General features: G+C 45.8%; 20 protein-coding genes. 5 read left to right on the forward strand and 15 right to left on the reverse strand.

Annotated features, from left to right (window positions below):
- Positions 1–92 precede the first annotated feature (92 nt).
- Entirely contained in the window at positions 93–1,385 is a 1,293-nt protein-coding gene (locus L5L91_RS01920; protein ID WP_263235558.1) for an aerolysin family beta-barrel pore-forming toxin, read from the forward strand.
- A gap of 105 nt (positions 1,386–1,490) precedes the next feature.
- Here the strand turns inward: L5L91_RS01920 and L5L91_RS01925 are convergent, their stop codons facing one another.
- The 6 genes from L5L91_RS01925 to L5L91_RS01950 form a co-directional block, all read right to left on the reverse strand.
- Positions 1,491–2,204 carry a helix-turn-helix transcriptional regulator gene (locus L5L91_RS01925; RefSeq protein WP_263204208.1) on the reverse strand — a complete coding sequence of 238 codons (714 nt, stop codon included), beginning with the start codon at positions 2,202–2,204 and terminating at the stop codon, positions 1,491–1,493.
- Between the two features lie 109 nt (positions 2,205–2,313).
- Complete coding sequence (locus L5L91_RS01930) at positions 2,314–2,763, reverse strand: GyrI-like domain-containing protein (protein WP_131525748.1); 450 nt, start codon at positions 2,761–2,763, stop codon at positions 2,314–2,316.
- A gap of 88 nt (positions 2,764–2,851) precedes the next feature.
- Complete coding sequence (locus L5L91_RS01935; protein WP_212599862.1) at positions 2,852–3,235, reverse strand: VOC family protein; 384 nt, start codon at positions 3,233–3,235, stop codon at positions 2,852–2,854.
- 173 nt (positions 3,236–3,408) lie between these two features.
- On the reverse strand, positions 3,409–5,130 hold the full coding sequence (locus L5L91_RS01940) for a phospho-sugar mutase (protein ID WP_263163285.1): 1,722 nt from the start codon (positions 5,128–5,130) through the stop codon (positions 3,409–3,411).
- Positions 5,131–5,300: 170 nt separating this feature from the next.
- The gene (locus L5L91_RS01945) at positions 5,301–6,839 is read right to left on the reverse strand and encodes a hypothetical protein (RefSeq protein ID WP_263235559.1); all 1,539 of its coding nucleotides are present in this window, start codon (positions 6,837–6,839) and stop codon (positions 5,301–5,303) included.
- 211 nt (positions 6,840–7,050) lie between these two features.
- On the reverse strand, positions 7,051–8,037 hold the full coding sequence (locus L5L91_RS01950; protein ID WP_263235561.1) for a TerC family protein: 987 nt from the start codon (positions 8,035–8,037) through the stop codon (positions 7,051–7,053).
- A 689-nt stretch (positions 8,038–8,726) separates the two neighbouring features.
- Here L5L91_RS01950 and L5L91_RS01955 point away from each other — a divergent pair.
- Positions 8,727–10,352, forward strand: coding sequence for a peptide MFS transporter (locus L5L91_RS01955; RefSeq protein ID WP_263163289.1), 1,626 nt, complete (start codon positions 8,727–8,729; stop codon positions 10,350–10,352).
- A 25-nt stretch (positions 10,353–10,377) separates the two neighbouring features.
- Here the strand turns inward: L5L91_RS01955 and L5L91_RS01960 are convergent, their stop codons facing one another.
- From L5L91_RS01960 to L5L91_RS01985, 6 genes are all read right to left on the reverse strand, one after another.
- Positions 10,378–10,617, reverse strand: a complete 240-nt coding sequence (locus L5L91_RS01960) for a DUF3624 domain-containing protein (RefSeq protein WP_105249662.1) — start codon at positions 10,615–10,617, stop codon at positions 10,378–10,380.
- Positions 10,618–10,652: 35 nt separating this feature from the next.
- Complete coding sequence (gene oleD, locus L5L91_RS01965) at positions 10,653–11,798, reverse strand: 2-alkyl-3-oxoalkanoate reductase (RefSeq protein WP_263163292.1); 1,146 nt, start codon at positions 11,796–11,798, stop codon at positions 10,653–10,655.
- A 150-nt stretch (positions 11,799–11,948) separates the two neighbouring features.
- Entirely contained in the window at positions 11,949–13,787 is a 1,839-nt protein-coding gene (gene oleC / locus L5L91_RS01970; protein WP_263163293.1) for an olefin beta-lactone synthetase, read from the reverse strand.
- On the reverse strand, positions 13,787–14,698 hold the full coding sequence (locus L5L91_RS01975) for an alpha/beta fold hydrolase (RefSeq protein ID WP_263163295.1): 912 nt from the start codon (positions 14,696–14,698) through the stop codon (positions 13,787–13,789). The genes oleC and L5L91_RS01975 overlap by 1 nt, the downstream gene beginning before the upstream one ends.
- 168 nt (positions 14,699–14,866) lie before the next feature.
- Positions 14,867–15,916 (reverse strand): 3-oxoacyl-ACP synthase III, encoded by a 1,050-nt coding sequence (locus L5L91_RS01980; RefSeq protein WP_028760522.1) that lies wholly within the window; start codon positions 15,914–15,916, stop codon positions 14,867–14,869.
- A gap of 253 nt (positions 15,917–16,169) precedes the next feature.
- A complete protein-coding gene (locus L5L91_RS01985; protein ID WP_263138149.1) occupies positions 16,170–17,519 on the reverse strand; it encodes an SAM-dependent methyltransferase in 1,350 nt (449 codons plus the stop codon).
- Between the two features lie 177 nt (positions 17,520–17,696).
- On the opposite strand from L5L91_RS01985, the gene L5L91_RS01990 reads away from it, so the two are divergent.
- Complete coding sequence (locus L5L91_RS01990) at positions 17,697–17,930, forward strand: DUF1289 domain-containing protein (RefSeq protein WP_263138148.1); 234 nt, start codon at positions 17,697–17,699, stop codon at positions 17,928–17,930.
- A gap of 44 nt (positions 17,931–17,974) precedes the next feature.
- On the opposite strand, the gene L5L91_RS01995 is transcribed toward L5L91_RS01990, so the two are convergent.
- The 3 genes from L5L91_RS01995 to L5L91_RS02005 all read right to left on the reverse strand — a co-directional run bounded on the left by L5L91_RS01995 (position 17,975) and on the right by L5L91_RS02005 (position 21,454).
- Positions 17,975–18,337, reverse strand: a complete 363-nt coding sequence (locus L5L91_RS01995) for a YajD family HNH nuclease (RefSeq protein WP_028760525.1) — start codon at positions 18,335–18,337, stop codon at positions 17,975–17,977.
- A 160-nt stretch (positions 18,338–18,497) separates the two neighbouring features.
- Positions 18,498–20,474, reverse strand: a complete 1,977-nt coding sequence (locus L5L91_RS02000) for a BCCT family transporter (protein ID WP_263235563.1) — start codon at positions 20,472–20,474, stop codon at positions 18,498–18,500.
- 398 nt (positions 20,475–20,872) lie between these two features.
- Positions 20,873–21,454, reverse strand: a complete 582-nt coding sequence (locus L5L91_RS02005) for a DUF502 domain-containing protein (protein ID WP_028760527.1) — start codon at positions 21,452–21,454, stop codon at positions 20,873–20,875.
- A gap of 185 nt (positions 21,455–21,639) precedes the next feature.
- Here L5L91_RS02005 and L5L91_RS02010 point away from each other — a divergent pair, with 185 nt between their 5' ends.
- Entirely contained in the window at positions 21,640–22,035 is a 396-nt protein-coding gene (locus tag L5L91_RS02010) for a VOC family protein (protein WP_006085321.1), read from the forward strand.
- A 537-nt stretch (positions 22,036–22,572) separates the two neighbouring features.
- Positions 22,573–22,899, forward strand: coding sequence for a hypothetical protein (locus L5L91_RS02015; RefSeq protein ID WP_263209266.1), 327 nt, complete (start codon positions 22,573–22,575; stop codon positions 22,897–22,899).
- Positions 22,900–22,922: the final 23 nt, after the last annotated feature.

The following is a 22,922-nucleotide window of genomic DNA, read 5'->3' on the forward strand; positions in this document are numbered from 1 at the left end:
AGTAATGATTATTTATATGATTCAGGACTACATATAATTGCCATCGGCGCTCTCAATGAAAGGACGTATTTTATTAAAATAAAGGAACAATCATGAGAACAAAATCTAGCCTGGGTATATTAACGTTATCCTGTTTAACCGCACTTGGAACTGTTTCTTTGTTGGCCGAAGCTGCTATTCCGAATACTATTCCAAAACTGTCAATGGTAGAACACGCTGCCCCTGATCTTGATTCGCTTAAAAATGATGCGATTAACGATCCCTCGTTTATCAGCTCGTTATTCTCCTTAGGACACCATCTTGGATATGCATGGGCTGGCGGTACGGCATCCCAGTATGTTGGTGAAGACATCGAAGTCAGAAGGGAATCGAGCAACGAATACAGTCTTAAAGCCCGCTATAACGGCAATGATCCTTATGCAAACGGCTACAGAGCGAATGAACGTTTGAAGGTAAATTTACAAAATATTCATTTCGTCACTAATCCTCAAAGTCTAAAGTTAGGTTCACCTCAAGTTTATGATCGTGAGGCTATTTATACTGCTCCTGTGGTTATCTATAACTGGGGCGATACCGAAGATACCGGTGTGGCCACCCTAAACTATGATTACACCACTAGCTGGGCCAAAACCGATACTTTCTCCTTCTCCGAAAAAATTGGCGTAACCAATAAATATGAAGTGGGTATTCCAGGAATAGGTGGAGCAAGTTCTGAAATCAGCGCCGAATTTTCTGCCAGCCAAGGTTGGAGTGAAACCGACGGCAAAAGTACAACGATTTCGAGTCAGGCGCAGTACCGCGCAATTATGCCGCCTCGCAGCAAACGTTATATCTCAATCACCCTATTTAAACAAAAGGCGGATGTCCCATACACCTCAAGTTTATATATGATGTACGATATAAAATATGAGAACTTCTTAAAATGGGGAGGTAATGCGCATATTAATCACCCTACAAATAGACCTAACTTCCCTTACACCTTTGGCGGAGCGAATGCGAATAATCTGAATGGACCAGAAGCCTTAGTCGATCAATATCTTCATCAAGATATAAACGGTTATGGTGTATGGGATTGGCCTGCTGCGATTAATTCGGCACAGTCAAAAAGTGGGTTTGAGTGGCAATTGGCGAATATTGTTAGACAACATGGCGCACCTATCAGCGGTAAATTTACTGCAATAGATTCAAGTCAATTTAATATCGATGCCAGTGAATCCTATCCACTAACGGATGAAGACATTGCTAATCGTCCTAAAAGCGCTCAAAAATTAGGACTGAGTCGCAATATTCAGGTTGCCGTCGGCGAGATCCAAAACAATGATGAAGATGGTTTAATCAAAAAACTGAATATTTCGCAATCAAGCGAAGTCATGTTAAACAATTAAAAACGGTGAGCTTAGACTCTCAATAACAGCGATGACACTAGTATCAGAGAGATCTCGATACAACTAGCCCGTTACTAGCAAATTAAAAATGTAATACAAAGCCACTCATTCGAGTGGCTTTTCTTTCGCTTCTGCTCGCGCCTTCGATTGCTCATCCATCAGGCAAATATAATCTTCAAGCTCTTGCCCAAGAGTGAGATCAAAATGACGGTTTAACCGCACAAGACCTGTGATGCGATCGACCCTGAAATTACGAAAATCAGCACGTAGCTCACACCATGTCAGTAAGGTCCAAGTGCCACGCCAAAAATAGATGGCGAGCGGACGCACTTCACGCTCGGTGACATCAAGTTTGACGTCTTGATAGAAGAGTTTGACGTATTCGCGGTGCTGAGCCGCATTACGCAAGGGATCGAGGAATTGAAACTCATTGGAGTCGAGGTAAAAGTCCGGTGAAAACATCAAGGATTGATAGGCTTGTAGTCGTTTTGGTAGTACGGCTTCGACTTTGATCATCGCCTGCCTCGCTGCGCTACCAAGCTCCTTACCACCCCAAGTTTGCACCATACGCATGCCAACTTGAATCGCTTCGAGTTCGGCTTCGTTAAACATCAAGGGCGGAACATTAACCTCGTGGCGCAACAAATAGCCGACACCCGCTTCCCCTTCAATAGGAATGCCACTTAAACACAGGTCCTGCACATCACGGTAAATCGTGCGTGTGGAAACCTCTAACCGTTCAGCCAACTCTTGGGCTGTGGTCAGGCGTTTATGTTTAAGAATTTGCACTATTTGAAATAGGCGGTCAGCGCGGCGCATTGACTGTGATTCAATCCTTTAGTTGCCTATCCGTTGATTAAGAATTGTGAGTTTATATAAATCACTGACATATCCTGATACTCACTTGAGTGATAGTTTACGATTTGAATCATAAAATCCCGATATAAATCTCAACCTCAGTAGCACTAAGATAGACTTCAAAATCCGTTTGGTAGCGTCGCTGATGAGAGCAATCAGCCGCGCTAAAATAACCCCACACTTGCCCCCAAAGATCGATAACACACTGGGGCATATCACCCTGAGCGGTGAATTTAAGGTACTTGCCCGCGTTAAGCTCCAATGGCGTAAAATGACTTGCATCCACAGGGGCATCAATTGCCTTACCCACCAGTACAGAAAACTCGCCATTCATGTCTGACTCATAATCATAATACACGCCATACATGGGCGAATTGAGCATAGCGGTCAGCTGGGATGATTCAAAAAAGGCTTGCCATAAACTGCCAATTTTAGCGCTATCGACAGACATTTCTGCTCGATTATTCGTGCGGGTGCTTAGTCCAAGTAAGGGTCGAGCATCAATATAAACCACATCCATCTTTGTTTCTTCCATAGATATCTAAACCAATAGGTTAATGTTAGCGTCGTGCCTTAAGGGCACGACGCTAAAAATTTAACACTCGAGACTACTTATCCTTAGACCACAGACCGACTTTATTGCCTTCACTATCGGCAAATAACGCGATGTAACCACACTCTCCACCATTAATCGGCGTCACTGGCAGCAAAATATTCACATTGGCGGCAGCGAGTTTATCCACTAGCGGTTGTAAGTGGGTGCTGAAATGCAAATACACTGTGCTGCCCTGCATTGACGGCTGGCTCATACTGCACTTGACTAGCCCTATGCTCGCCGCACTCGCATCCTCTGTGACTATGCTCGCATATTCCATGTCTTCCATATCGTCACGTTTAAACTCGACCCCAAAATGCTGCTGATAAAAAGCAACGGCACGGTTCATGTCACTGACAGGAATTTCACCCCAAACTAACGGTGCAATAGATAACATTTTCACTTTCTCCTTGTTGAAAAATATCAATGATTCAAAACCTTATTAGTACAATTCAGGACTGAATCATTAACGGGCGACAACAAGAATAAAACAAGGCTACTGACAGCATGATGTCAGTAGCCTTTTAATAAAAGTGAATTTTGGCGTTTTAACTTAACCAGCAACCAAGATTACTTTGGCAAACTGGCTTGATGTGCCTGAATAAAATCATCCATGGCTTTGCTCGCCCTCGCTTGGGCGCTGGCTAAGGTATCTGTATCAACCATAGTTTCTACCACTTCGTAGTAGCACTTAATTTTAGGTTCAGTGCCAGATGGTCTGACAATCACCCGAGCCCCACCCGCTAAGCAGTAAGTCAATACATCGCTCGGTGGTAAGTCGATTTTCTCAATATTTCCATCGGCAAAACGACGCTCAAGCGCCTTTAAATCATCGGTTGAGAGCACATCTAACTCACCAATCTTCACCGGTGGATGCTCGCGCAAATAGGCGCCAATATTGGGCGTGTCAGGTTTTAGCGCAATGCTCACCTGCGCATTGAGATGGAAGCCATGCTCACGGTAAATTTGCTCGAGTCTGTCCCAAATCGTTTGCCCCTTCGCCACCAGCTCGGCAGTCAATTGTGCAAATGCCACCAGCGCCGACAGGCCGTCTTTGTCCCACACCATGCTGCCCACCGTATAGCCAAGGGCTTCTTCATAGGCAAACAGGAACTGATCCTCAGGGGACGTTTTCGCAATCCCCACATTCATCAGCCACTTAAAGCCAGTGAGCGTGGTAAAGCTTTGCGTGCCAAAACCCTGAGCAATCTTAGATAACAGACTCGATGACACTATCGTTGTGCCCGTAAGACGCTGATTATCTTTGGCGTGAGATAACAAGTAATGCCCAAAGAGCACACCAACTTGATCGCCCGTCAGCATCTGATACTCACCATCCTCTTTACGCACTGCGACCGCAAAACGGTCGGCATCGGGATCGTTAGCACAGGCGAGCATAGCGCCGTGTTTTTTCGCCTCGGCAATCACTAAATCCATCGCCCCTTTTTCTTCAGGGTTTGGGAAGTTAACCGTCGGGAAATCCCCATCGGGTTCACGCTGGGAGGCAACCGAATACACTTGGGTGAAACCAGCATCTTTCAATACCGTTTCAGCCATTTCAGCACCCACACCGTGCATGGCGGTATAGGCTAAACTGACCTTTTCAGGGGCGGTATGGTTTTGCAGCACCTCAGCTTGCTGCACGCCATGGCGATAGCTTTGGTAAAAATCGTCCTGCAGGATAATTAACTTACCTTGTTTTACCGCGTCATCATGCTCTAAAAACGGAATCGCTTGATTTGCTGCGCGTTCAATTTGCGCGGCAATGCCAGAGTCGTGGGGCGGAATAATCTGCGCACCATTCTCCCAATAGACTTTATAGCCATTGTATTGCGGCGGGTTATGACTCGCGGTCACCACAATGCCCGCTGCCGCATTAAAATGTTTTACCCCAAAAGCCACCAACGGCGTTGGCGCTACTTTGGACGTTAAGCGTACCTTAATCCCCATAGCGGTCAGTACGCTCGCCGCATCATGGGCAAAATTGAATGAGTCGTGGCGACCATCATAACCAATCACCACACCACGCTCGGCGGCATCTTTAATCTGATCAAGTAGATAAGCACCAAGGCCAGCAGAGGTTTGGCGGATCACCAAACGGTTCATCCCCATAGGCCCAGCACCGACGACACCGCGTAATCCTGCGGTGCCAAACTCCAAGCGCCCCGCAAATCGCGCTGCGAGTTCGGCATCATTGCCGCTATCAATTAGGGTTTGTAACTGGGCTTGAGTGCGAGGGTCTGGATCATTTTCAAGCCAATGGTTTACCTGTAACTGTAGATGGGTATTCATATCACGCCTCATTGAAAATCATTTGCAATCACCTTAGGAAAAAGCACGTAGAAGAACAAGCTAATTTGCATTAATTTCAAAATGAGCCAAGGGTATTGCCATAAAAAACGCACTATCTAACAGGTCATGCCAGATAGTGCGTTGGTGTTAACCTTAAACAAACTTCAACATTAACGAGAGGGTAAAGTGCCATCAAATACACGTACTTTGATATTCTTTTTCAGGTTATCTTGGTCTTGTTGCCATTCTTGCCACTGGGTGAGACTAATACTAAGCTGCAATGAAAAATCAGTAGAAATCCACTGTTTTTGCCCTTGAGTATATTTAGGTGCAGGGACTATGTTACTGGGTCCAACGAAGGACGCAGAACACATAAAGGTTTTGAAATACACTTGGTCAATCGATAAATCGAGGGCGCTGGGCGATGTTAAACATTGACCACTGCCCGGCTCTTGATACGAGGCAAATTGGTACAGGATTGCTGGTGTATTATTGGTACTATCGGGAACAGAAGCAGTTTGATGACAAGATAAACAGCTACTTAATGCATTATCCGCAGGGCCATTTAAACGCCCATTACACCCTAAGTGTCCCGCATTGGTGTGCTCATTCAAACGGCCAACGACCTCTTGAAATACGGCGCTATCCTTAAGCCCTGTGATTGGGTTTTGAGGGAATGCTGCCGCTCCCACTGTTGCTGGCGGCGTGTCATTCCCCCACATTAATCCCAGAGGTGAGATACGATCCCAAGGATTTTTCTCTTTCGCTTTAAACTGACCATCGGCGACAAAAGTGCCATAGGCCCAGCCCACGGGTGAACGGCTGTCGCGCACTGCAATATCAAACTGCAACAAGTACACATCGGCGACAGAGCGCGGGCATTGCTCTGTTTCCTGTTGGAAACTGCAAGCACTGCCATCGGCGTTTTTACATACACAGAAATCACTGGCACTGATATTGGCTTGCCAAACAGGTACATTTTCAAGGAAAGGATAGTTATTAGGCGTTGCAGTAGTAAACAGTAACTTGCCAATCACACTGCCTTCATTAAATGCAAAATTTTGCTGGGGCATCACAGGTGATGGTGCCCCCGTCCATACCTTGCCAATGCTGTTTGCCGCCTGAGGATTATAAAAACCCACCGCCCACATAGTGGTTTTAAGGGAGCCTTGGCCTTTTATCTCCATAGTAACGAGGGCTTCTCGGGTCAAGCCATGGATAAATTCCCGCCCACTCATGGGATCATAGGTCTGATAGGGAATATGGTACCAAGAGCGCACCTTGTTATTACACAGATCCCAGTCTTTACTGACATCGCCTTTGTCGATGTTTCCCTCTTGGATGTACTTCATCACAGCCCAGAGGTATTGCTCAGCTTGGGTATTTTTATCACTTTCACTCAGATTTTTATCGAAGGGATTGAATTTAAGCCAAGGTGCAGCGCTATCTGGTTTAGCACTCGAATAAGCATCACTGAGGCTAAAAATAGGCCCCTTCCAGCCCGAATAAGCTTGGTTGATAATGACTTGATTGTCCCACATGCCTGTTTTTGCAAAAGTAGGATCTTGGAAGTAACTTGGATAGGCTCCAGTACAGGTTGAGTTTGCATTAGATGTAATGTTCGTCGATTGTTTATCTGCAGCTTTTACGTTGACTGCTGTCAATGAACAAACGGTGAGCAGAAGTATGGCGGTAATGTTGAGTTTCATAATATCGTCCTTGAAGAGTATTAGTCCTAAAAACTCCCTTTGTGAGCCCAAAACTAACAACGGCTCGAATTAAGCATAGACTAATTTTTAATATCCTCATTTTTTAACATCCTCTGTAAAGCTTAACGATTCACATATTAAGGATATAAAAAAGGCCGTTTAGCATGACTAAACGGCCGAAACATATTGCTTATTGGACTAGCCGTCCAAGCTATTTCTCAACTTCTTGCCCGCGCGTCTTCCACAGCGAATACAAGACACCTAAGACTAACAGACCAAAAGTCACACCAAGGGACACTGCTGTTGGGATAGTAAAATCCACTAACCCTTCATGGTTGAAATACACTAAACCCACTTTCACCCCAATAAATACTAATACCACTGACAGCGCATATTTAAGGTATTCGAAACGGTGCACCATAGCAGCCAACGCAAAATACAAAGCACGTAGCCCCAGAATCGCGAAGATATTTGAGGTATAGACGATGAAAGGATCTTGGGTAATCGCAAAAATAGCTGGAATACTGTCGACTGCAAACACTAAATCCGCGGTTTCCACTAAGATCAACGCTAAAAATAACGGCGTCGCCCACCATCCTTTTGTTAACTGATGATCTTCGCCACGAACCCAGAATTTTTCTTTATGCAGCGTTGGCGTAAAACGCATCTTAGTGCGTAACCATTTATAAAACTTATTATCTTGGATATCACCGTGCTCATCGTTTGAGAAGAGCATTTTCACGCCAGTGAAAATCAAGAAGAGCCCAAATAACACAAGTACACCTTGATACTGGGCAACAAGCACGGCACCAAGACCGATCATAATGGCGCGCAACACTATTACGCCCATAATGCCCCAGAAGAGCACTCTATGTTGGTATAAACGTGGGATACCTAAGCTACTGAAGATTAACGCGATAACAAATACGTTATCCATAGACAGTGATTTTTCAATCAGATAGCCCGTTAGGTATTCCATACCGGCAGTTGAACCCTTGTACCACCAGAGCCAGGCCCCAAACAATAAGCCCATACAGATATAAAAGGCTGAAAGTTTTAAACTTTCAGCCACGGTAATTTCATGCTGCTCCTTGTGCAATACGCCAAGGTCAAAGGCTAATAACGCCAGCACAAAACCGAAAAACATTAACCAAACCCAAAGCGGGTAACCCACAAATAGGGTGGTAAAAAACTCCATAAGTCTCCTTAGTAACACATAACGACTGATCTCAATCAGTAAAGTTGAGCAGATAAACATTAACTCATTATAGAAATATAAACTGTGAAATCTTATATGAAAAATGCAACTATCAAGATTAAAATTCTTTTACAATCAATATGATTATGGTGCTTATTTATACTTATACTTCGAATAAGTTCACTTCTCAATCACAGCGCTTCCCTGAGAAAATCATCTAACCCACCCATTCGTGACATTCATTTAGATAGCAGCCTCGAACAAGCGCGTAGATGCTCTCCAATAATGCAAAATTGCTATCAATCATAAAACTTACACTATCCATTAAACGACGAACTACAGCTAATTCAAGGCTAAAGCCGCTAAGATAAAACTGCCACAGTTGAATTATGGCCACTATTTAGCACTCATTTCTTAACTGAAAATGAATTAATTTAACCGCTTAGTATTGCTATAGCGAGCCTTAAAGAACGGCTAAAAATGTTAGTTATACAAAATATTCATCACTTTCAAGACCCTTGGCTATTCCATATCATCTGAGTGTGATTAACTGCTGCAACAGCGCCGTCTTTTAGCGATCAAAAGCGCCGCGATAATCACAAATAATGAAAAATAATTAATAAAATTCATTACGATAAAATGAATCATTAGCTGCTCGGCGCATAAAGTGCCAGCAATGGGAGTCTTAAGTGTCAATAGAACAAAACCCGCCGCACGCAATGCAGGGCCCACAAGGCTCGCCCCCAACTGAAATGCTATTTGGGCATCCTAAGGGCTTATTTGTCTGCTTTTTTACCGAAATGTGGGAACGCTTCTCTTTCTACGGTATGAAAGCATTACTGTTTCTTTACCTGATTAAATATCATCTATTTACCGATGAATTTGGTTACAACGTGATTGGTGCTTACGGTGCCTTAGTGTATGCCATGCCCGTAGTGGGTGGCTTATTGGCCGACCGCTATATCGGCATGCGTAAAGCGGTGATCTTTGGTGGTGTTTTATTGGTGCTCGGCCACTTAGGTATGGCCTTTGAAGGCCATCAAGCGGTTATCGTTGCGGGTGAAATTCAACGGGATGAACAAGCGCTGCAAGTATTCTATTTATCCCTCGCCTTAATCATTGTCGGTGTGGGCTTTTTAAAACCCAATATTTCCACCATAGTCGGTCAGCTTTATCCTAAATCATCCGCTAAGCGAGATTCTGGTTTTACCATTTTCTACGCGGGCATCAACTTAGGCGCCACCTTAGCCCCGCTAATTTGCGCTTATTTAGGTGAAACCTATGGCTGGAAGTACGGTTTTGGTTTGGCAGGTTTAGGGATGTTAGCAGGTTTGTTGGTGTTTATTCGTGGCAAGAAACATCTGCAAGGCTTCGCTGAACCCAGAGATCCTGCGCGGATTTTAAAGAAAACCGCCGGCATAACGACAGAACAATGGATTTACTTAAGCGCAATTGGCAGCGTAATCATAGTCTGGGGGTTGATTCAAACCCACTCCCTCGTACTTTCGATTAGCAGTTTATTACCCGCAGTGAGCCCAGTGATTTGGTTCTTGCACTCAGTATCACTAGTGCTCGCCTTTGGTATTGGCTGGTTCATGGTGAAATATTGTAATCCGATTGAACGTCAACAGATGTCGGCTTTGCTGCTTTTCATCGTTGCGGGTTTGGTCTTCTTTGGCTTATATGAGCAGACCTATGGCTCTTGGGTAGCATTTTCGGACCGTGTGATGGACCGTAACATGCTCGGCCTCGAATGGAGTGCGGGACAGCTAACCTTCCTCGGTGCCTTCTTTGTGATCAGTTTGTCGCCTATCTTCGCTTGGCTGTGGCCTGCTCTCGCCCGTAAAAATTGCGACCTAAGCAAACCAGTTAAAACCGCACTCGGTATTTTGTTCGCGGGTTTATCCTTTATGGTGCTTGTGCTCGGGATCCAGATGCCGCTAAGCAGTGGCTTAGTGAGTATTTGGTTCTTAGTCGCGGCTTATTTTGTATTAGAAATCGGGGAGTTATTGCTGTCGCCCATAGGCTTATCAGCCGTGACTCAGCTTTCGGTAAAACGCGTAGTCAGCCTGATGATGGGTGCTTGGTTCCTCGGCACTTCATACTCTGAAATCTTAGCCGCCGAATTAAACAAGCTCGCCGCGATTGATACCCAAGGCGGCGTGATAAGTGACGTACCGAGTGCGATGGCGCTATACGAGCAACTGTTTATCTTCTCGGCGCAAATTGGCGTGGTGATGGCATTAGTCTTCTTTGCCCTTGCGCCATTAATGAAAAAAATGATGCACGAGAAAATGGCAACTAACTCAGTTTAAGCATACAAACAAAAAGTCAGTTGGCTTACTTTCGCCCTCTGAGGCGACGGTAAGCCAAGACGATAAGGTGCAAAGCAAGTAACCCCGTAAAAGCCGCGCAGAAAAACAGTAATGCAATCGAGTTTACATCCCTAGGCGCATCACGATAAAGCCACCACCACAGCGGCCAGCCGATGGCCGATAAAGCCGTAAGTTGCCACATACAGCGTTTGCAGCGACCAATCTTTTGCCTGAAAATTGACGTTTTACAATCACCGCAACTCATAAATCCCCAATACCATGATGGCAGTATATCTAAAACTAAAGCGACACTTTAAGCCTTGCCATCCCTTGATGAATAGAGACGAGCGCACGATAACCTAAATCTCGTTTAGCTGCGCTGATATCAAAATAATGGCTGCAGGATAACTGCCGTGCGACAAAACGCGTCATCATGGGCTCTTCTTGCTTCTTTAGGAGGTAATGTACACTTTCTAATACTGCGCCTACTACATAGGCCACAGATTGAGGCACACGCTTAGTCACTGACGGTAAAGCATCGCAGGCCAAAATCAAATTGATCATCTCGGCCATAGTGATGGGTTCATCATTACTCAGAAAATAAGCTTTCCCTTGACACTTAGGCTTTGCTTGGCAAAGTTCCAGTGCCGCCAGCACATGGGCATAGGCAGCGTTATCTATGTAGATGGTATCGACTAGCTTATCTTCGCGGCCAACCAGTTTAAGCTTACCTAAACGCCCGCGCGACAATACCCGAGGCACTAGATGGGGATCGCCAGGACCCCATATCAGATGCGGCCTGAGTGCGACGGTTTTTAACGCATAGGGTGCAGTGGCTTGAGTCGTCACTTGGCTAGATACTTGGGTCACATCAGGATTTTCAAGTGGCATGTCACCCACTTGATTGGCATCGAGCATCATCTTTTCAGCGATGGCTTTAGAGTGGGCATAATGATTCAGGAATCTTGTAGCATAGGGAGTAGACTCATCAATACCCGATTCATCCTGCCCTGCAAAGGTCACACTCGGGGTACTGGTGTAGACTAACTTATCTATTTTTAATGCCTTACAAGCGGCAATTACATTAGCAGCGCCCTTTACATTCGGACAAAAATAGCTGTCTCTGTCACCCCAAACACCCGCTTTAGACGCCACATGAAATACAATATCGCAGCCTTGCATCGCCTGTTGCAGCCGATCTTTATTGACTAAATCCCCTTGCAGCATGACTACGCCCAGTGCTTCAAGTTCGGGATAATGCCCACGCGCAAAACCTGTGACCTTAATGCCCGCGGCTAACAATCTCAGGCAAATCGCTTTACCTAAAAATCCCCCCGCCCCCGTGACAAAGGCGTGTTGCACCTTAAGCGCGAGCTGCGCGAGTGCCGTTTGTTCAGCCGCATCAAATTGGGCAAGCGTCGTGCTCTTGATTGGGTCTTTCGTCATTAAGGGTATCCATTTCAGCACATTTACATGAACTTAAAGTCGGTGTAATAAGTTTAAAATAAGCACAAGGGCTTAAAAATAAGCGAGTTTGTTCAAATGAACACAGAATATAACGTAAAAAATGCAGGAGAAAAGCCGTGGAGTTTCAAATCAACCTTTCGTTTGCGATTGCGCCCAAACGGCTAATTTTTCTCTAAAAATCTTGGCATTATGCCGCACATCCACAGGGAAATCAGGATGGATAAGAAACCGCCTTATGCCCTGAGTCTGCGTAAATTGCTCAGCGATGGCGATCAAATCTTGGTACAACTGCTGACTCTTATTGCACACCAATGACTGGTCGAGTTCGATACAAATTAACGGCTCTATCTCGTTCGCCACTTTCACTCCCACTAAAGCGGAGCGCTTCACATTGGGATGCGTATTAAAAATGCGCTCGCAGGGAATGGAATAATAACGTTTAACAAACAATCCAGTAGCGTCGACTCTGTGGGCCTTACGACCACACATCCACAGAAGACCTTGATCATCAAGATACCCCAAATCGCCCATGCGGTGTCTAACGGTATTGGTTGCTGAGTCCCAAATCTTGGCCGCCGCAGTCGCGCGTTTGCCTTGGCTTTCGTTTTGGCTATCATGCTGACTATTGTTTAGATAATAGGACTGACTCACCATAGGCCCCTGCACGACTATCTCGCCGATTTCACCGTTATTTAGCTGTAAGGCATCATCCCACTCGGGAATAACCTCTTCGCTGATAGCAATAATGCGAATCGTCACGCCATCGATAGCGCGACCGACACAGATACCACCGCCGTTATCTGTGGTGTCAGTCGTGGCAAATAACGCATCGCTGGCAATCATACTAATAGGCAAAGATTCGGTTGCGCCGTAGGAATTTAAAATCGGCACACCTTGGCTCAGCATCTTACTAAAACGGGCGATGGAGGCAATGGTGGCTGGCGCACCCGCGGAAATCACCCGCTGTACGCTGGGCAGTTTATGCTGTTTTTGTTCACCTGCGCGGCCTAAACGTTCGAGCAAAGCAGGATTAACAAAAATATTACTGCATTGATATTTCTCAATCGCGGCAAATAGAAATTCAGGATTAGCAGTAATAGGTTTGCTGGCATCCATTTCTGGAACGATAGACGCCATGCCAAGTGCGGGGCCAAAGAGTGAAAACAGCGGAAAAGTGGCTAAATCGCGCTCGCCATGGCAAATGCCATAATCGTTTTTTAGCGCTTGAATTTGTGCCTCAAACATACCATGGCTATACACCACCCCCTTAGGCGTGCCAGTGCTGCCACTGGTAAATAAAATCGCCGCTATCTCATCAGATTTGAGCATCACCATGGGATATTCAGACTTTGAAGCAGAAGATTGCACTGAGGTGCTTTGCAGCAGAGTCGATAAACTGATGGCGCCAGTAGCGATACGGATTAACTTTGCCGCTAAGCCTGTTTTGCCGTCATCAACATTGAGTAATGACTTAATACTGCCCTTACCCCAACCAAATAGACGTCTAGCAATATGAGCCTTGGGAATACCGATAAAGGCATCGGGCGCGGCTTCAGCAAAACACTGTTTAAGATTGCGGATCCCCATGCCGGGATCAACTAGGATAGGAATAACCCCCGCTTTAAACAGCGCAAAAGTAAGTGCAAAAAAATCCAAACTCGGCGTGACCATAAGCACAGCCTTCATGCCGCGCTCAATGCCATGGGCATTAAGCGCAAAGGCTATCGCATCGCTTTGTCTGTCTAGATTGAGAAAGTCCAACTCGCTGTAACGCAAATTCGCCACAGAAGCGCCCTGAGCGCTTTGTACTGCTACCGCAAGATGATGGGGAATGGCATGGGCGGCTTGCTTGAGATGGCGACAAATATTGGCATCATTAATTATTGCTGACGCAGAAGTGCCCGTTAAAAGCGGCGTTTCCAACGGCGTCACTAAAGGAGCCACTTCAGTCTCAAGCAAGGTCGACATTAACCTGCGGCCTGTTCGGACGGCGCCGCTTCTACGTGGTCGTCAGCCATAAAGCCTTTGATATGGGCAATCACTTCATCGCTGGCATCTTCCAAAATGTAGTGACCACAATCGGCAAATTCATGCACGGTCGCATGGGGCATGTGTTGGCGCCATTTCGCTAAAAAGTGCTTATCGAATACAAAGTCCTTGAGACCCCAGCAAATCAGGGTCGGCACTTTAGCAAATTTAGGTAAACTCGCAGCAATATCAGAGACTAATTGATAATTTCTATCGCCTTCACGCAGTGGAATATCCTGCACAAAACGCAGCGTCGAAATGCGATTGGCCCAAGAGTTAAACGGCGCGACATACGCCTCGCGAATGTATTTCGACATCGGCTGGCGCTTAACACCCACATAGGAAGCAATAGACGAAAAGGCATTGAAACCGCGTACCAACACTGTGCCTAACAGGGTATTACGACAGATCCACAGCGGCCAAGGGAATGGTTTAGTCTCGGGCAAATGGAAAGCGCCCGTGTTCAATATCACTAGGCGTTTAATGCGCTCAGGATAACGCGCCGCATAACCCATACCTATCATGCCGCCCCAATCGTGTACAACTAAGGTAATGTTTTCTTTCACATTCAGGCTATCGAGCAGGGCTTCGAGATCGTCGATACGATTCTTAAGGGTATAGTCATAACCGCTATCGTCTGGCTTATCCGACAGGCCACAGCCGATATGATCCGGCACTATGCATTGGTGAGTGTCTTTTAAGGCGCTAACAAGATTGCGGTAGTAAAACGACCAGCTAGGATTACCGTGAACCATCACCACAGGCTCGCCTTGACCCTCGTTGATATAATGTAGCTTGTTGCCATTACGGCTAAGAAAATGACGTTTAAAAGGCAACAGAGTGTCTAACATGACGCTTCCTATCTTGATTCTTTATGAGAGCGAATAACGGGTTATGTACAGCTGGCTTAGCTTATCGACAGAACTAAAGACTAAGCTATCAACTGAATCATGGACTTACTGGGTTGACTCGAATGTATGCCAGCCATCAAGCAAAGGTGTGAAAAGGTGCAATGCACCCTACCACTTAATACCTAACATCATGCAATTCAATCCACTGCCTATGCCTAAAAAGCTCACTTGATCGCCCGCTTGTAAAAAGCCTTGATCGTGCGCCATCGCAGCAGTCACAGGTAACGACACTGTGCCCATATTGCCCAGCAGCTGATACGTTGGAAATTCTTTTTCGGGGGGAATATTGAGCGCACTCAGTACTTGCTTACGATTTGAAGCGCCTACTTGATGGCAAATCACTTTGTCCACTTGCTCCACCAGCCAATTACGCTGCTCAAGGAAATGCTCCCAAGTGTGCTTCGCCAATTCAACGCCTTCTTTAAGCAAGGTAACGGCATCGGTACGCATAAACTCGCGGTACAGGTTATGCCCCACTTCCTGCAGACCCCATTGACACAACTGATGATGCTCAGGCGCCGATAAGTGCGATGCACCCAGCAATTGATGCTGGCGCACATTTGTCAGCGGCAAGCTGCCATCGGTAAGGATCACCGCCACGGCACCAGAGCCACCGGTTAAGGTCGCCAGTGACTGGGCAAAATTCTGCATGGTCGGATCGGCCAACATGTTATCGATAGTGACATCGACAATATCCCGCGCCGACTCACAGGACACCACCATACCCGCCTTGATTTGACCCAACTCAATACGGTTCGCGATATCTAAAATACCCGATAACACCCCAAGACAAGCATTACTGATATCGTAAATCGCAGTGTCTTTTGACACACCCAATTCGGCAGCAATACGACACGCGGTCGCGGGCTCATGTTGATCGCGGCACACGCCGGTATAGACAACCGCACCTAAATCGGCGACATCAATCCCAGTTTCAACCATGGCTTTACGGGCAGCTTTAATCGCACCGTCGGACAATTGATGTCCTTTTGGCCACCAGCGGCGTTCGGTAATCCCAGTCAATGCGGCAAGCTGTCCCATAGGAATACGGAACTTTTGATACAAAGGAGCAAGACGAGACTCTAGCTCACTACTGGAAACCACAACAGGCGCCAGTTCATAGGCCAGGCTATTAATAAATACGCGGGAATATTTCATGAAACTGTTTTATTCGCTCACTAGAATGACTGACCAGCAGGTCAGCTTTCAGTTGTTATTCGTCATTAATGCGACATTTGAACAAGAAAAGCCCGATGATTCAATAAAAAACCATCTTGAGTGTAAGACTTGTCTCACAGCGCAGGTTCCAAACACGACGGCCCTGAATTCACTATCACTAAACTTAAATGCGCTAATATAGAAATAATTCATAAAAAACATCACAGTACAGTATGTTTTTAGACGCGCAAAATTATACCGCCATTTTTTGCGCTAAAATCAGCGTATTTCTTGGTGTGACGCTGTTTGCACAAAATTCACCCACGCAAACACCATATCCTTGTTCCTGCAAAAAACAAGCGCGATCTAAGATTAACCACTGCTCCAGTGCGCTGCGGAATAAATGCGCGACTAAATCAATACGGCGAGTTAATTGTTGTCTTTGTCGCCCAACGTCAAGCCAAGCTTCAAAATCCCTGTTTTTCGCTAAATTAACAGCCTTCGTCTCGGCCGCCCACAGGCAAAAATCCGTAAAACTGCCGCTCAATTGACTCTGTTTTAACGAGGGTAAAGGCAAATATTCGTCGATTTGTCGACATTCACGTTGCAGTGCATCAAAGCCTAAGCGCCACGCAATTTCTTGATGGCGTAGCGCCTGCTGTTTTGGATTAGCTATCACACTCTGCTGTAGCGGTAACTGTAAATCATGGCGACTGAGCTTTAGGCTGCTCTGCTGAGCAAGAATGGATAACGGCTGATAATGGCTCGCTTGAATTAAATGATAGCAACAGGGAGAAATCGCCAATGCCTGCGTGCCCGCCTCGGCCGCCAGCGTTAACAACCGAACATGCAAATCTCCGCAGGCATGCAAAGCAACCGCTTGCTGCTGTGCGGTTAAGGGGTTAGTTGTTAACGGATTCGCTGCTGAGGGATGTTCAACTGGTGTTTCGACAGTGGCTATAGCCCTGTGCTCAGCGCCAATAGCAAAGGCATCGGCGCAAATAAAAGTCTGCGATAACTGCCACTTATCAGCAAAGGCCTGCCCTGCTTCACACAGCGGCGCTTGCCATTCTAAACTCACCACTTCGGCGCCGCGAGCTTTAGCGATCAAGCGGCCCAAATGCCCTTTACCCGCACACCATTCCAGCACAGGTAAATTAAGCTGCGGTAAATGCTGCACAAAGGCGGTAATTTGCTGCCATTTTCGGCCTTTAATGTGAGCACTAAAGTGCGCCTCATCATCAAAGGACAAGCCGCGGTCCTGCGCTGTATCTACCTTTGTGGTATCGGTAATCGCAATATCAGCAATGGCAGTGGTGAGCAATGACAAGTCCCAATCTTGGCCTAATGCCATAAGATCGTGACTTAATGCCGGTGACAGCGCCTTAACCAGTAAAGATTGCTCGGCATCGAGTCCATCAAGCTCATCATCAGCCAGCGCCCACACAGCTTCGGCCAACTGCGGAAAATCCTGTGCCCAAGGTAAAGCGTTCACTTCAAATGCACGCACTTGCCACAGGGCTGCACTCTTTTCAAGCAACTGATTAAGCTTGCTAAATGGCTGTGAGTAAGTGAATTGTTGCTGCAGATTATCTTGGTTCACGTCATGCCCAGTGTAAAAAATACTTGTCTCGTATTAGGCTGAGCGAATCAGCCCTACGGATGACTTTATGCGAAAAAATGTTAGTATCGCGCCCATTAAAAGCACTCAACCTGACTGTTAACTGCAAACTGACTGTTAACTGCAAACCGCGGTCAGCAATACCTAAAGAGGACACCTATGCTTTCACCTTGCGTCGCACGCTGCGGTTTAAATGACGAAGACTACTGCATGGGCTGCTTTCGACATATCGATGAAATCGTCAGTTGGCGCACGAGCAGCGAAACGCAACAGGCGGCCATTTGTCAGCAACTTCCCGCCCGTAAAGCTTTATTTGAAGGCAGTGAAAACCAGCATATTTTAAGTCGTGATAAATGGTTAGCTGCCGAAGCGCGTTTAACCGACAAAGACTAAACGCCGCCCTCTGCGCAAGCTCATCCTGCTAAAAACCTGCAAGACTATTTTTTCAGCATTGATTTCAAGTCAGCAAAGGGATTGTAGGTCGCCGCCGCTTGCTTGGTTTCTGTAGTGCTACCGTAACGGATCAATTCTTCAAAGCGAGAATGTTCGTTGTCATGGCAATAAAGACATAATAATTCCCAGTTTGAACCGTCTGACGGGTTGTTATCGTGGTTATGATCCCTATGATGCACAGTCAGTTCACTTAAGTTTTTTGGGGTAAATTCGCGGGTACAGCGACCACACACCCAAGGATAGAGTTTTAACGCTTGCTCACGGTAACCGCTCTCACGCTTAGCTTTGTACTCCCGCGCATCGGCTAATACTTTATCTAACTTACTCTGGCCTGGCACTGATGACATAGTGTAATCCCTAAAACAAACCCTAAAAAAATTGCCCCAAGGATAATCCGAGTTATCACTTGGGGCAATATCTCCCGCACTTTGCGGGTTAATCGTGCGCGATTTGTAGACGTAAATGGCTAAGCCGACCTAGGTTACTGGCTTAGTTTACTTACGTTACTTAACTTACGTGGGCATGATCAGCATTCGACAGATGCAAATAGTGTAAGTATTTTTCATACTGAGTCACCACATCCGCGAGGATTTGCTCTTCGGTATAACCCATCACATCGTAATGCTGACCACCTTGTTCAAGGTACACTTCGGCGCGGTAATACAAGGTATTGCCCTGCTCGATTTCAGTCCCTATCGGGTTAGTGATGTCAAAACAACGCGTTCGTACACCGTAAACAAAGGGCAAGTTCACCTCATTGCTGATCACTAATCGCACGCGGCCATCTAAATATTCAAGATCGGCCACTATGCCTTTAGCCATAAAGTGTTGGCACACTTTAGACAAAGCTGGCGTAGCCACATTATTCAAGAACACTTGCGCTTCTTCATGGGTAGGATGCGAGACTAAAACCCCAATACGCTCTTCCCAGCTCATATTAGTTTTGGCGTATTGCACACTAGTATTGTGTAACTGCACGCTATTAATCTTCAGCCAATCATTTTTCAGGGCTTTAAATAGGCCCAGACACATGAATAGCATCACCACTAAGAACGGCATAGCACTGGCGATTGCCGCCGTTTGCAGCGCCTGTAACCCACCCGCTAACAACAATACCGAAGCAACGACCCCTTGCAACAGTGCCCAAAAGATCCTCTGCCATACGGGGGCATTGTTATCGCCGCCCGAGGTTAGATTATCAATCACTAAGGATCCCGAATCCGACGAGGTCACAAAGAAAGTGACGACTAAACAAATCGCAATCCCAGAAAGTAACGTAGGAAACGGCATGTGCTCGAAAAACACAAACAAGGCCACTGACACATCGGTATTCACCGCCTCGGCAAGATAGGTCGCGCCGTGATTCATAATTGAATCAATCGCCGTATTACCAAATACCGTCATCCACAGAAAGGTCAGCGCCGATGGCACAAATAACACACCAATCAAAAACTCACGGATGGTACGGCCGCGACTCACACGCGCAATAAAGGTACCGACAAAAGGAGACCATGAAATCCACCAGCCCCAATAGAGCAAGGTCCAGCCTCCTAGCCAATCTTCCTTATGTTCATAAGCGTACAAATTAAAGGTTTTGCCCACTAAATCACTTAAGTAACTACCGGTATTCTGCACAAAAGCCTGCAACAGCATAACCGTAGGGCCAAGGATCAAGACGATAAGCAATAAAATAATCGCGAAACCCAGATTGAGTTCGCTTAAGCGTTTCACGCCTTTATCGAGACCAGAAAATACCGATAATGTCGCCAATAAAGTAATGCCGATAATCAAACACACCTGCACCACAGCATTATTAGGTAAGCCTTCGAATAAATAACTCAACCCAGAATTGACCTGCAACACCCCAAAGCCCAGTGATGTCGCCACCCCAAACATAGTGCCAAGCACAGCAAATGTATCCACTGTATGGCCAATAGGACCATAGATGCGTTCACCAATTAAGGGATAAAGCGCACTTCGCGGCAATAACGGTAACTTATGTCGATAAGAGAAATAGGCCAGACTCAATGCCACCACCGCGTAAATAGCCCAAGCATGCAGTCCCCAATGGAAGAAAGTGATCTTCATTGCCTCTTTTGCGGCAATAAGACTCTCTGGAGTTGCATCCGGCGGCGCCAGATAGTGCATCACAGGTTCGGCTACCCCAAAAAACATCAAACCTATGCCCATACCCGCCGAAAACAACATGGCGATCCAGCTTTTATAGCTGTAGTCAGGCACTGAATGATCTGGTCCTAGTTTGATATCGCCGAAGCGACTGACCATGACAAATATGATAAAAATCAGGAAAAACGCCACACTTAGAATGTAAAGCCAACCAGCTTTCATTTCTATCCATGACTGCATTGATCTAAAAAAGGTGTTTGCCTCTGTGGGCCATACTGCGCAAATCATCACCATCAAGATGATGAAAAAGACCGACGAATAAAATACCGGCGGATTAATACTAGACTTGATTGACATTGACTCTCCCTATTTCTAGCGGGTTCACACTCCAAATATCTCAACATACCAACGGCGAGATAGGACAAAACTTATACTTAAAATTTGGTTAATACTGCGTGGCTCATCTATGACCAGTATGGGGGAAATCCCAAAGATCATTGAAACGACTCGCTATGGCTAAACGCGACAGGATCTGAACAACGGGATTAACAACACTCGACTTTTTTAAGCCAATGATTGATGGATAAACAGAATTAACACCACTAAGGCAGCTAACACCCACCTTTAGCATAAAACAAATATATTACTAGAATATTCAGCATAAAAAATGGCGACCATATTGGTCGCCAAAAAATTATACCACAAAAATCATCAAATTTAATTTTAAACGCTAAAACGCACAAACCTTCATCTGATTACTTAGTCGGTGACTGCGAAATGCCAGCAGTTAAATTGAAGCGCATCGCCTCCTCAAACGACCAATCAACCATAATTAAATCATCCCGCTTAACTAAGCTCGTCACGCCCGCCATTTGATAGCTCAATTGGAACAACACAGGCACCCAATCGCCCTCAGGCAACGCATCTAACAAGGGCTGCGGCGGCGTATCCGTCATAATAAAGCCCACCACAAAACTGCCATTCGCCTGTTTCACTAACACTGTCTTTTGGCTTGTTGGCTTACCATCACGATTCATCAAAGAGGCGATATCACGGATACTGCCATAAACCGATTTAAACAATGGGAAACGCATCAACTGGCGCTCAAGCCAACCATAAAGCCACACAATCGGGCTGACCGAAAACAGCAGGCCCACCGCAAAAACTAATGCCACCACCAGCATAAATCCCGCGCCGACAAAGTGTTGGTTAATCCCTACCAACTCTAAAATTACAATTCCTAAACCATCTAACGATACAAACAACGACCAAAACAGCCACAAACTCAAGGCCATAGGTAATAGATTCATTAAGCCGCGGGCTAAGGTTTTTTTCATCACACTCTCATTCAGTCATAGGGATATAGAAGGCATAAAATATTTACGCAAAAAACGCCACAAATGCTACCACAGAGTCACTTTTGCACCAGCACATGATGTAAGGTATCTGGCAGTAATAGTCTCAAGCATAGAGACAGCGTTCAAATTCAGAGCCCACTCTGAGCCATTCTAAGGAAAGTAAAATGCGCGTAACCCGCTTAGATCATTTGGTCTTAACCGTAAAAGACATCGCCGTCAGTGTCGAATTTTATCAAACCGTGCTCGGGATGAAAAAAGTGGTATTTGGCAATCAGCGTATTGCGTTAAGTTTTGGCGACCAAAAGATTAACTTGCACCAAGCGGGGGCAGAATTTGAACCTAAAGCCGCAGCAGCCACACCCGGCAGTGCCGATCTGTGTTTTGTGGTCAGCCACAACATAGAAGAAGTGATCGCCCATTTAAACGCACTTCAGATTGAAATCATTGAAGGCCCAGTGCTACGAACCGGTGCCACAGGCCGGATAAACTCTGTCTATATCCGCGACCCAGATTGTAACCTGCTTGAGTTATCAGAATATCTGCCCGCCTGCACGGGATAAGCGAAGTTAAAAACTTCATTTGAATTTTTTAATCAAAGTCAAAGTCGTGGGGCTTCACCCCACACCCGACCAAGGAGGACTGCTCGTCATATCCTCCTTGGATGCTCCAAGACGCCCCTAACGGAGTTGAAAGCCCCTTGTGCTCATAGCCCAAATTGCTATCGCTTCCGAAGGATGCGTCCCTGCACCAGCTAAAGCTAGTCGGTCATCCATGACCGAACTCACGCACTCTTTATTAAATCAAGAGCTCTATTCGCCCTGCGGCAACTCCGAGGGGATGGCGTATTCCTTAGAATTTTGAGTCATTAGATCACAATTCATCAGCAAAAAATAAGCGAGAGAAATAATAAAGCTAAAACGATATCAAGTGATTACCCATCAAACTGTATAAAAAACTGCTACCGCAAAAAAGCAAATTCCTATAGCATCATTTTACCAATTGACTCGGATGTGGCAGCGGCCAAGTCCAACAAGCGATTTATGCCCTGCAAACAGCACAGCGCATAAATACTAAGACGTTATGAGCCATCAGTAAGCATGATTGAGCAAACTATTAGACATATCTACTCACTTCTATTAAGTGAAAATTATGATGAATTAGAGCGGTTTACCAACGGATCTCGTATGTCTTCAAATGAAATTTGTGAGGCGATTTTAGAATACGGTTATCAGCTGGTTTCGTATCCAGACAACCTGAAACTAGACATCGTAGAAGTAAAAAATAGTAGCCCAAGAGAATGGAGTGTAGTTGCACCAATCTACACCTCTGAGGAGGGTTTATCCGATTTGAGTATTGAGCTGTCACTAATAGAAAATGGCAAAGAACTTTATAAATCAGAGCTAGACAATATTCGTGTGCGTTAGTCAAGCTCATAACAAGTCAAAGC

Source organism: Shewanella sp. SM55, from assembly GCF_025654025.1.
Lineage (GTDB): Bacteria > Pseudomonadota > Gammaproteobacteria > Enterobacterales > Shewanellaceae > Shewanella > Shewanella oncorhynchi.

Coding starts and splice junctions, on each gene's coding strand:
- L5L91_RS01920 (WP_263235558.1), top strand. CDS start 93: ATGAGAACAAAATCTAGCCTGGGTATATTAACGTTATCCTGTTTAACC.
- L5L91_RS01925 (WP_263204208.1), bottom strand. CDS start 2,204: ATGCGCCGCGCTGACCGCCTATTTCAAATAGTGCAAATTCTTAAACAT.
- L5L91_RS01930 (WP_131525748.1), bottom strand. CDS start 2,763: ATGGATGTGGTTTATATTGATGCTCGACCCTTACTTGGACTAAGCACC.
- L5L91_RS01935 (WP_212599862.1), bottom strand. CDS start 3,235: ATGTTATCTATTGCACCGTTAGTTTGGGGTGAAATTCCTGTCAGTGAC.
- L5L91_RS01940 (WP_263163285.1), bottom strand. CDS start 5,130: ATGAATACCCATCTACAGTTACAGGTAAACCATTGGCTTGAAAATGAT.
- L5L91_RS01945 (WP_263235559.1), bottom strand. CDS start 6,839: ATGAAACTCAACATTACCGCCATACTTCTGCTCACCGTTTGTTCATTG.
- L5L91_RS01950 (WP_263235561.1), bottom strand. CDS start 8,037: ATGGAGTTTTTTACCACCCTATTTGTGGGTTACCCGCTTTGGGTTTGG.
- L5L91_RS01960 (WP_105249662.1), bottom strand. CDS start 10,617: ATGAGTTGCGGTGATTGTAAAACGTCAATTTTCAGGCAAAAGATTGGT.
- oleD (WP_263163292.1), bottom strand. CDS start 11,798: ATGACGAAAGACCCAATCAAGAGCACGACGCTTGCCCAATTTGATGCG.
- oleC (WP_263163293.1), bottom strand. CDS start 13,787: ATGTCGACCTTGCTTGAGACTGAAGTGGCTCCTTTAGTGACGCCGTTG.
- L5L91_RS01975 (WP_263163295.1), bottom strand. CDS start 14,698: ATGTTAGACACTCTGTTGCCTTTTAAACGTCATTTTCTTAGCCGTAAT.
- L5L91_RS01980 (WP_028760522.1), bottom strand. CDS start 15,916: ATGAAATATTCCCGCGTATTTATTAATAGCCTGGCCTATGAACTGGCG.
- L5L91_RS01990 (WP_263138148.1), top strand. CDS start 17,697: ATGCTTTCACCTTGCGTCGCACGCTGCGGTTTAAATGACGAAGACTAC.
- L5L91_RS01995 (WP_028760525.1), bottom strand. CDS start 18,337: ATGTCATCAGTGCCAGGCCAGAGTAAGTTAGATAAAGTATTAGCCGAT.
- L5L91_RS02000 (WP_263235563.1), bottom strand. CDS start 20,474: ATGTCAATCAAGTCTAGTATTAATCCGCCGGTATTTTATTCGTCGGTC.
- L5L91_RS02005 (WP_028760527.1), bottom strand. CDS start 21,454: ATGAAAAAAACCTTAGCCCGCGGCTTAATGAATCTATTACCTATGGCC.
- L5L91_RS02010 (WP_006085321.1), top strand. CDS start 21,640: ATGCGCGTAACCCGCTTAGATCATTTGGTCTTAACCGTAAAAGACATC.
- L5L91_RS02015 (WP_263209266.1), top strand. CDS start 22,573: ATGATTGAGCAAACTATTAGACATATCTACTCACTTCTATTAAGTGAA.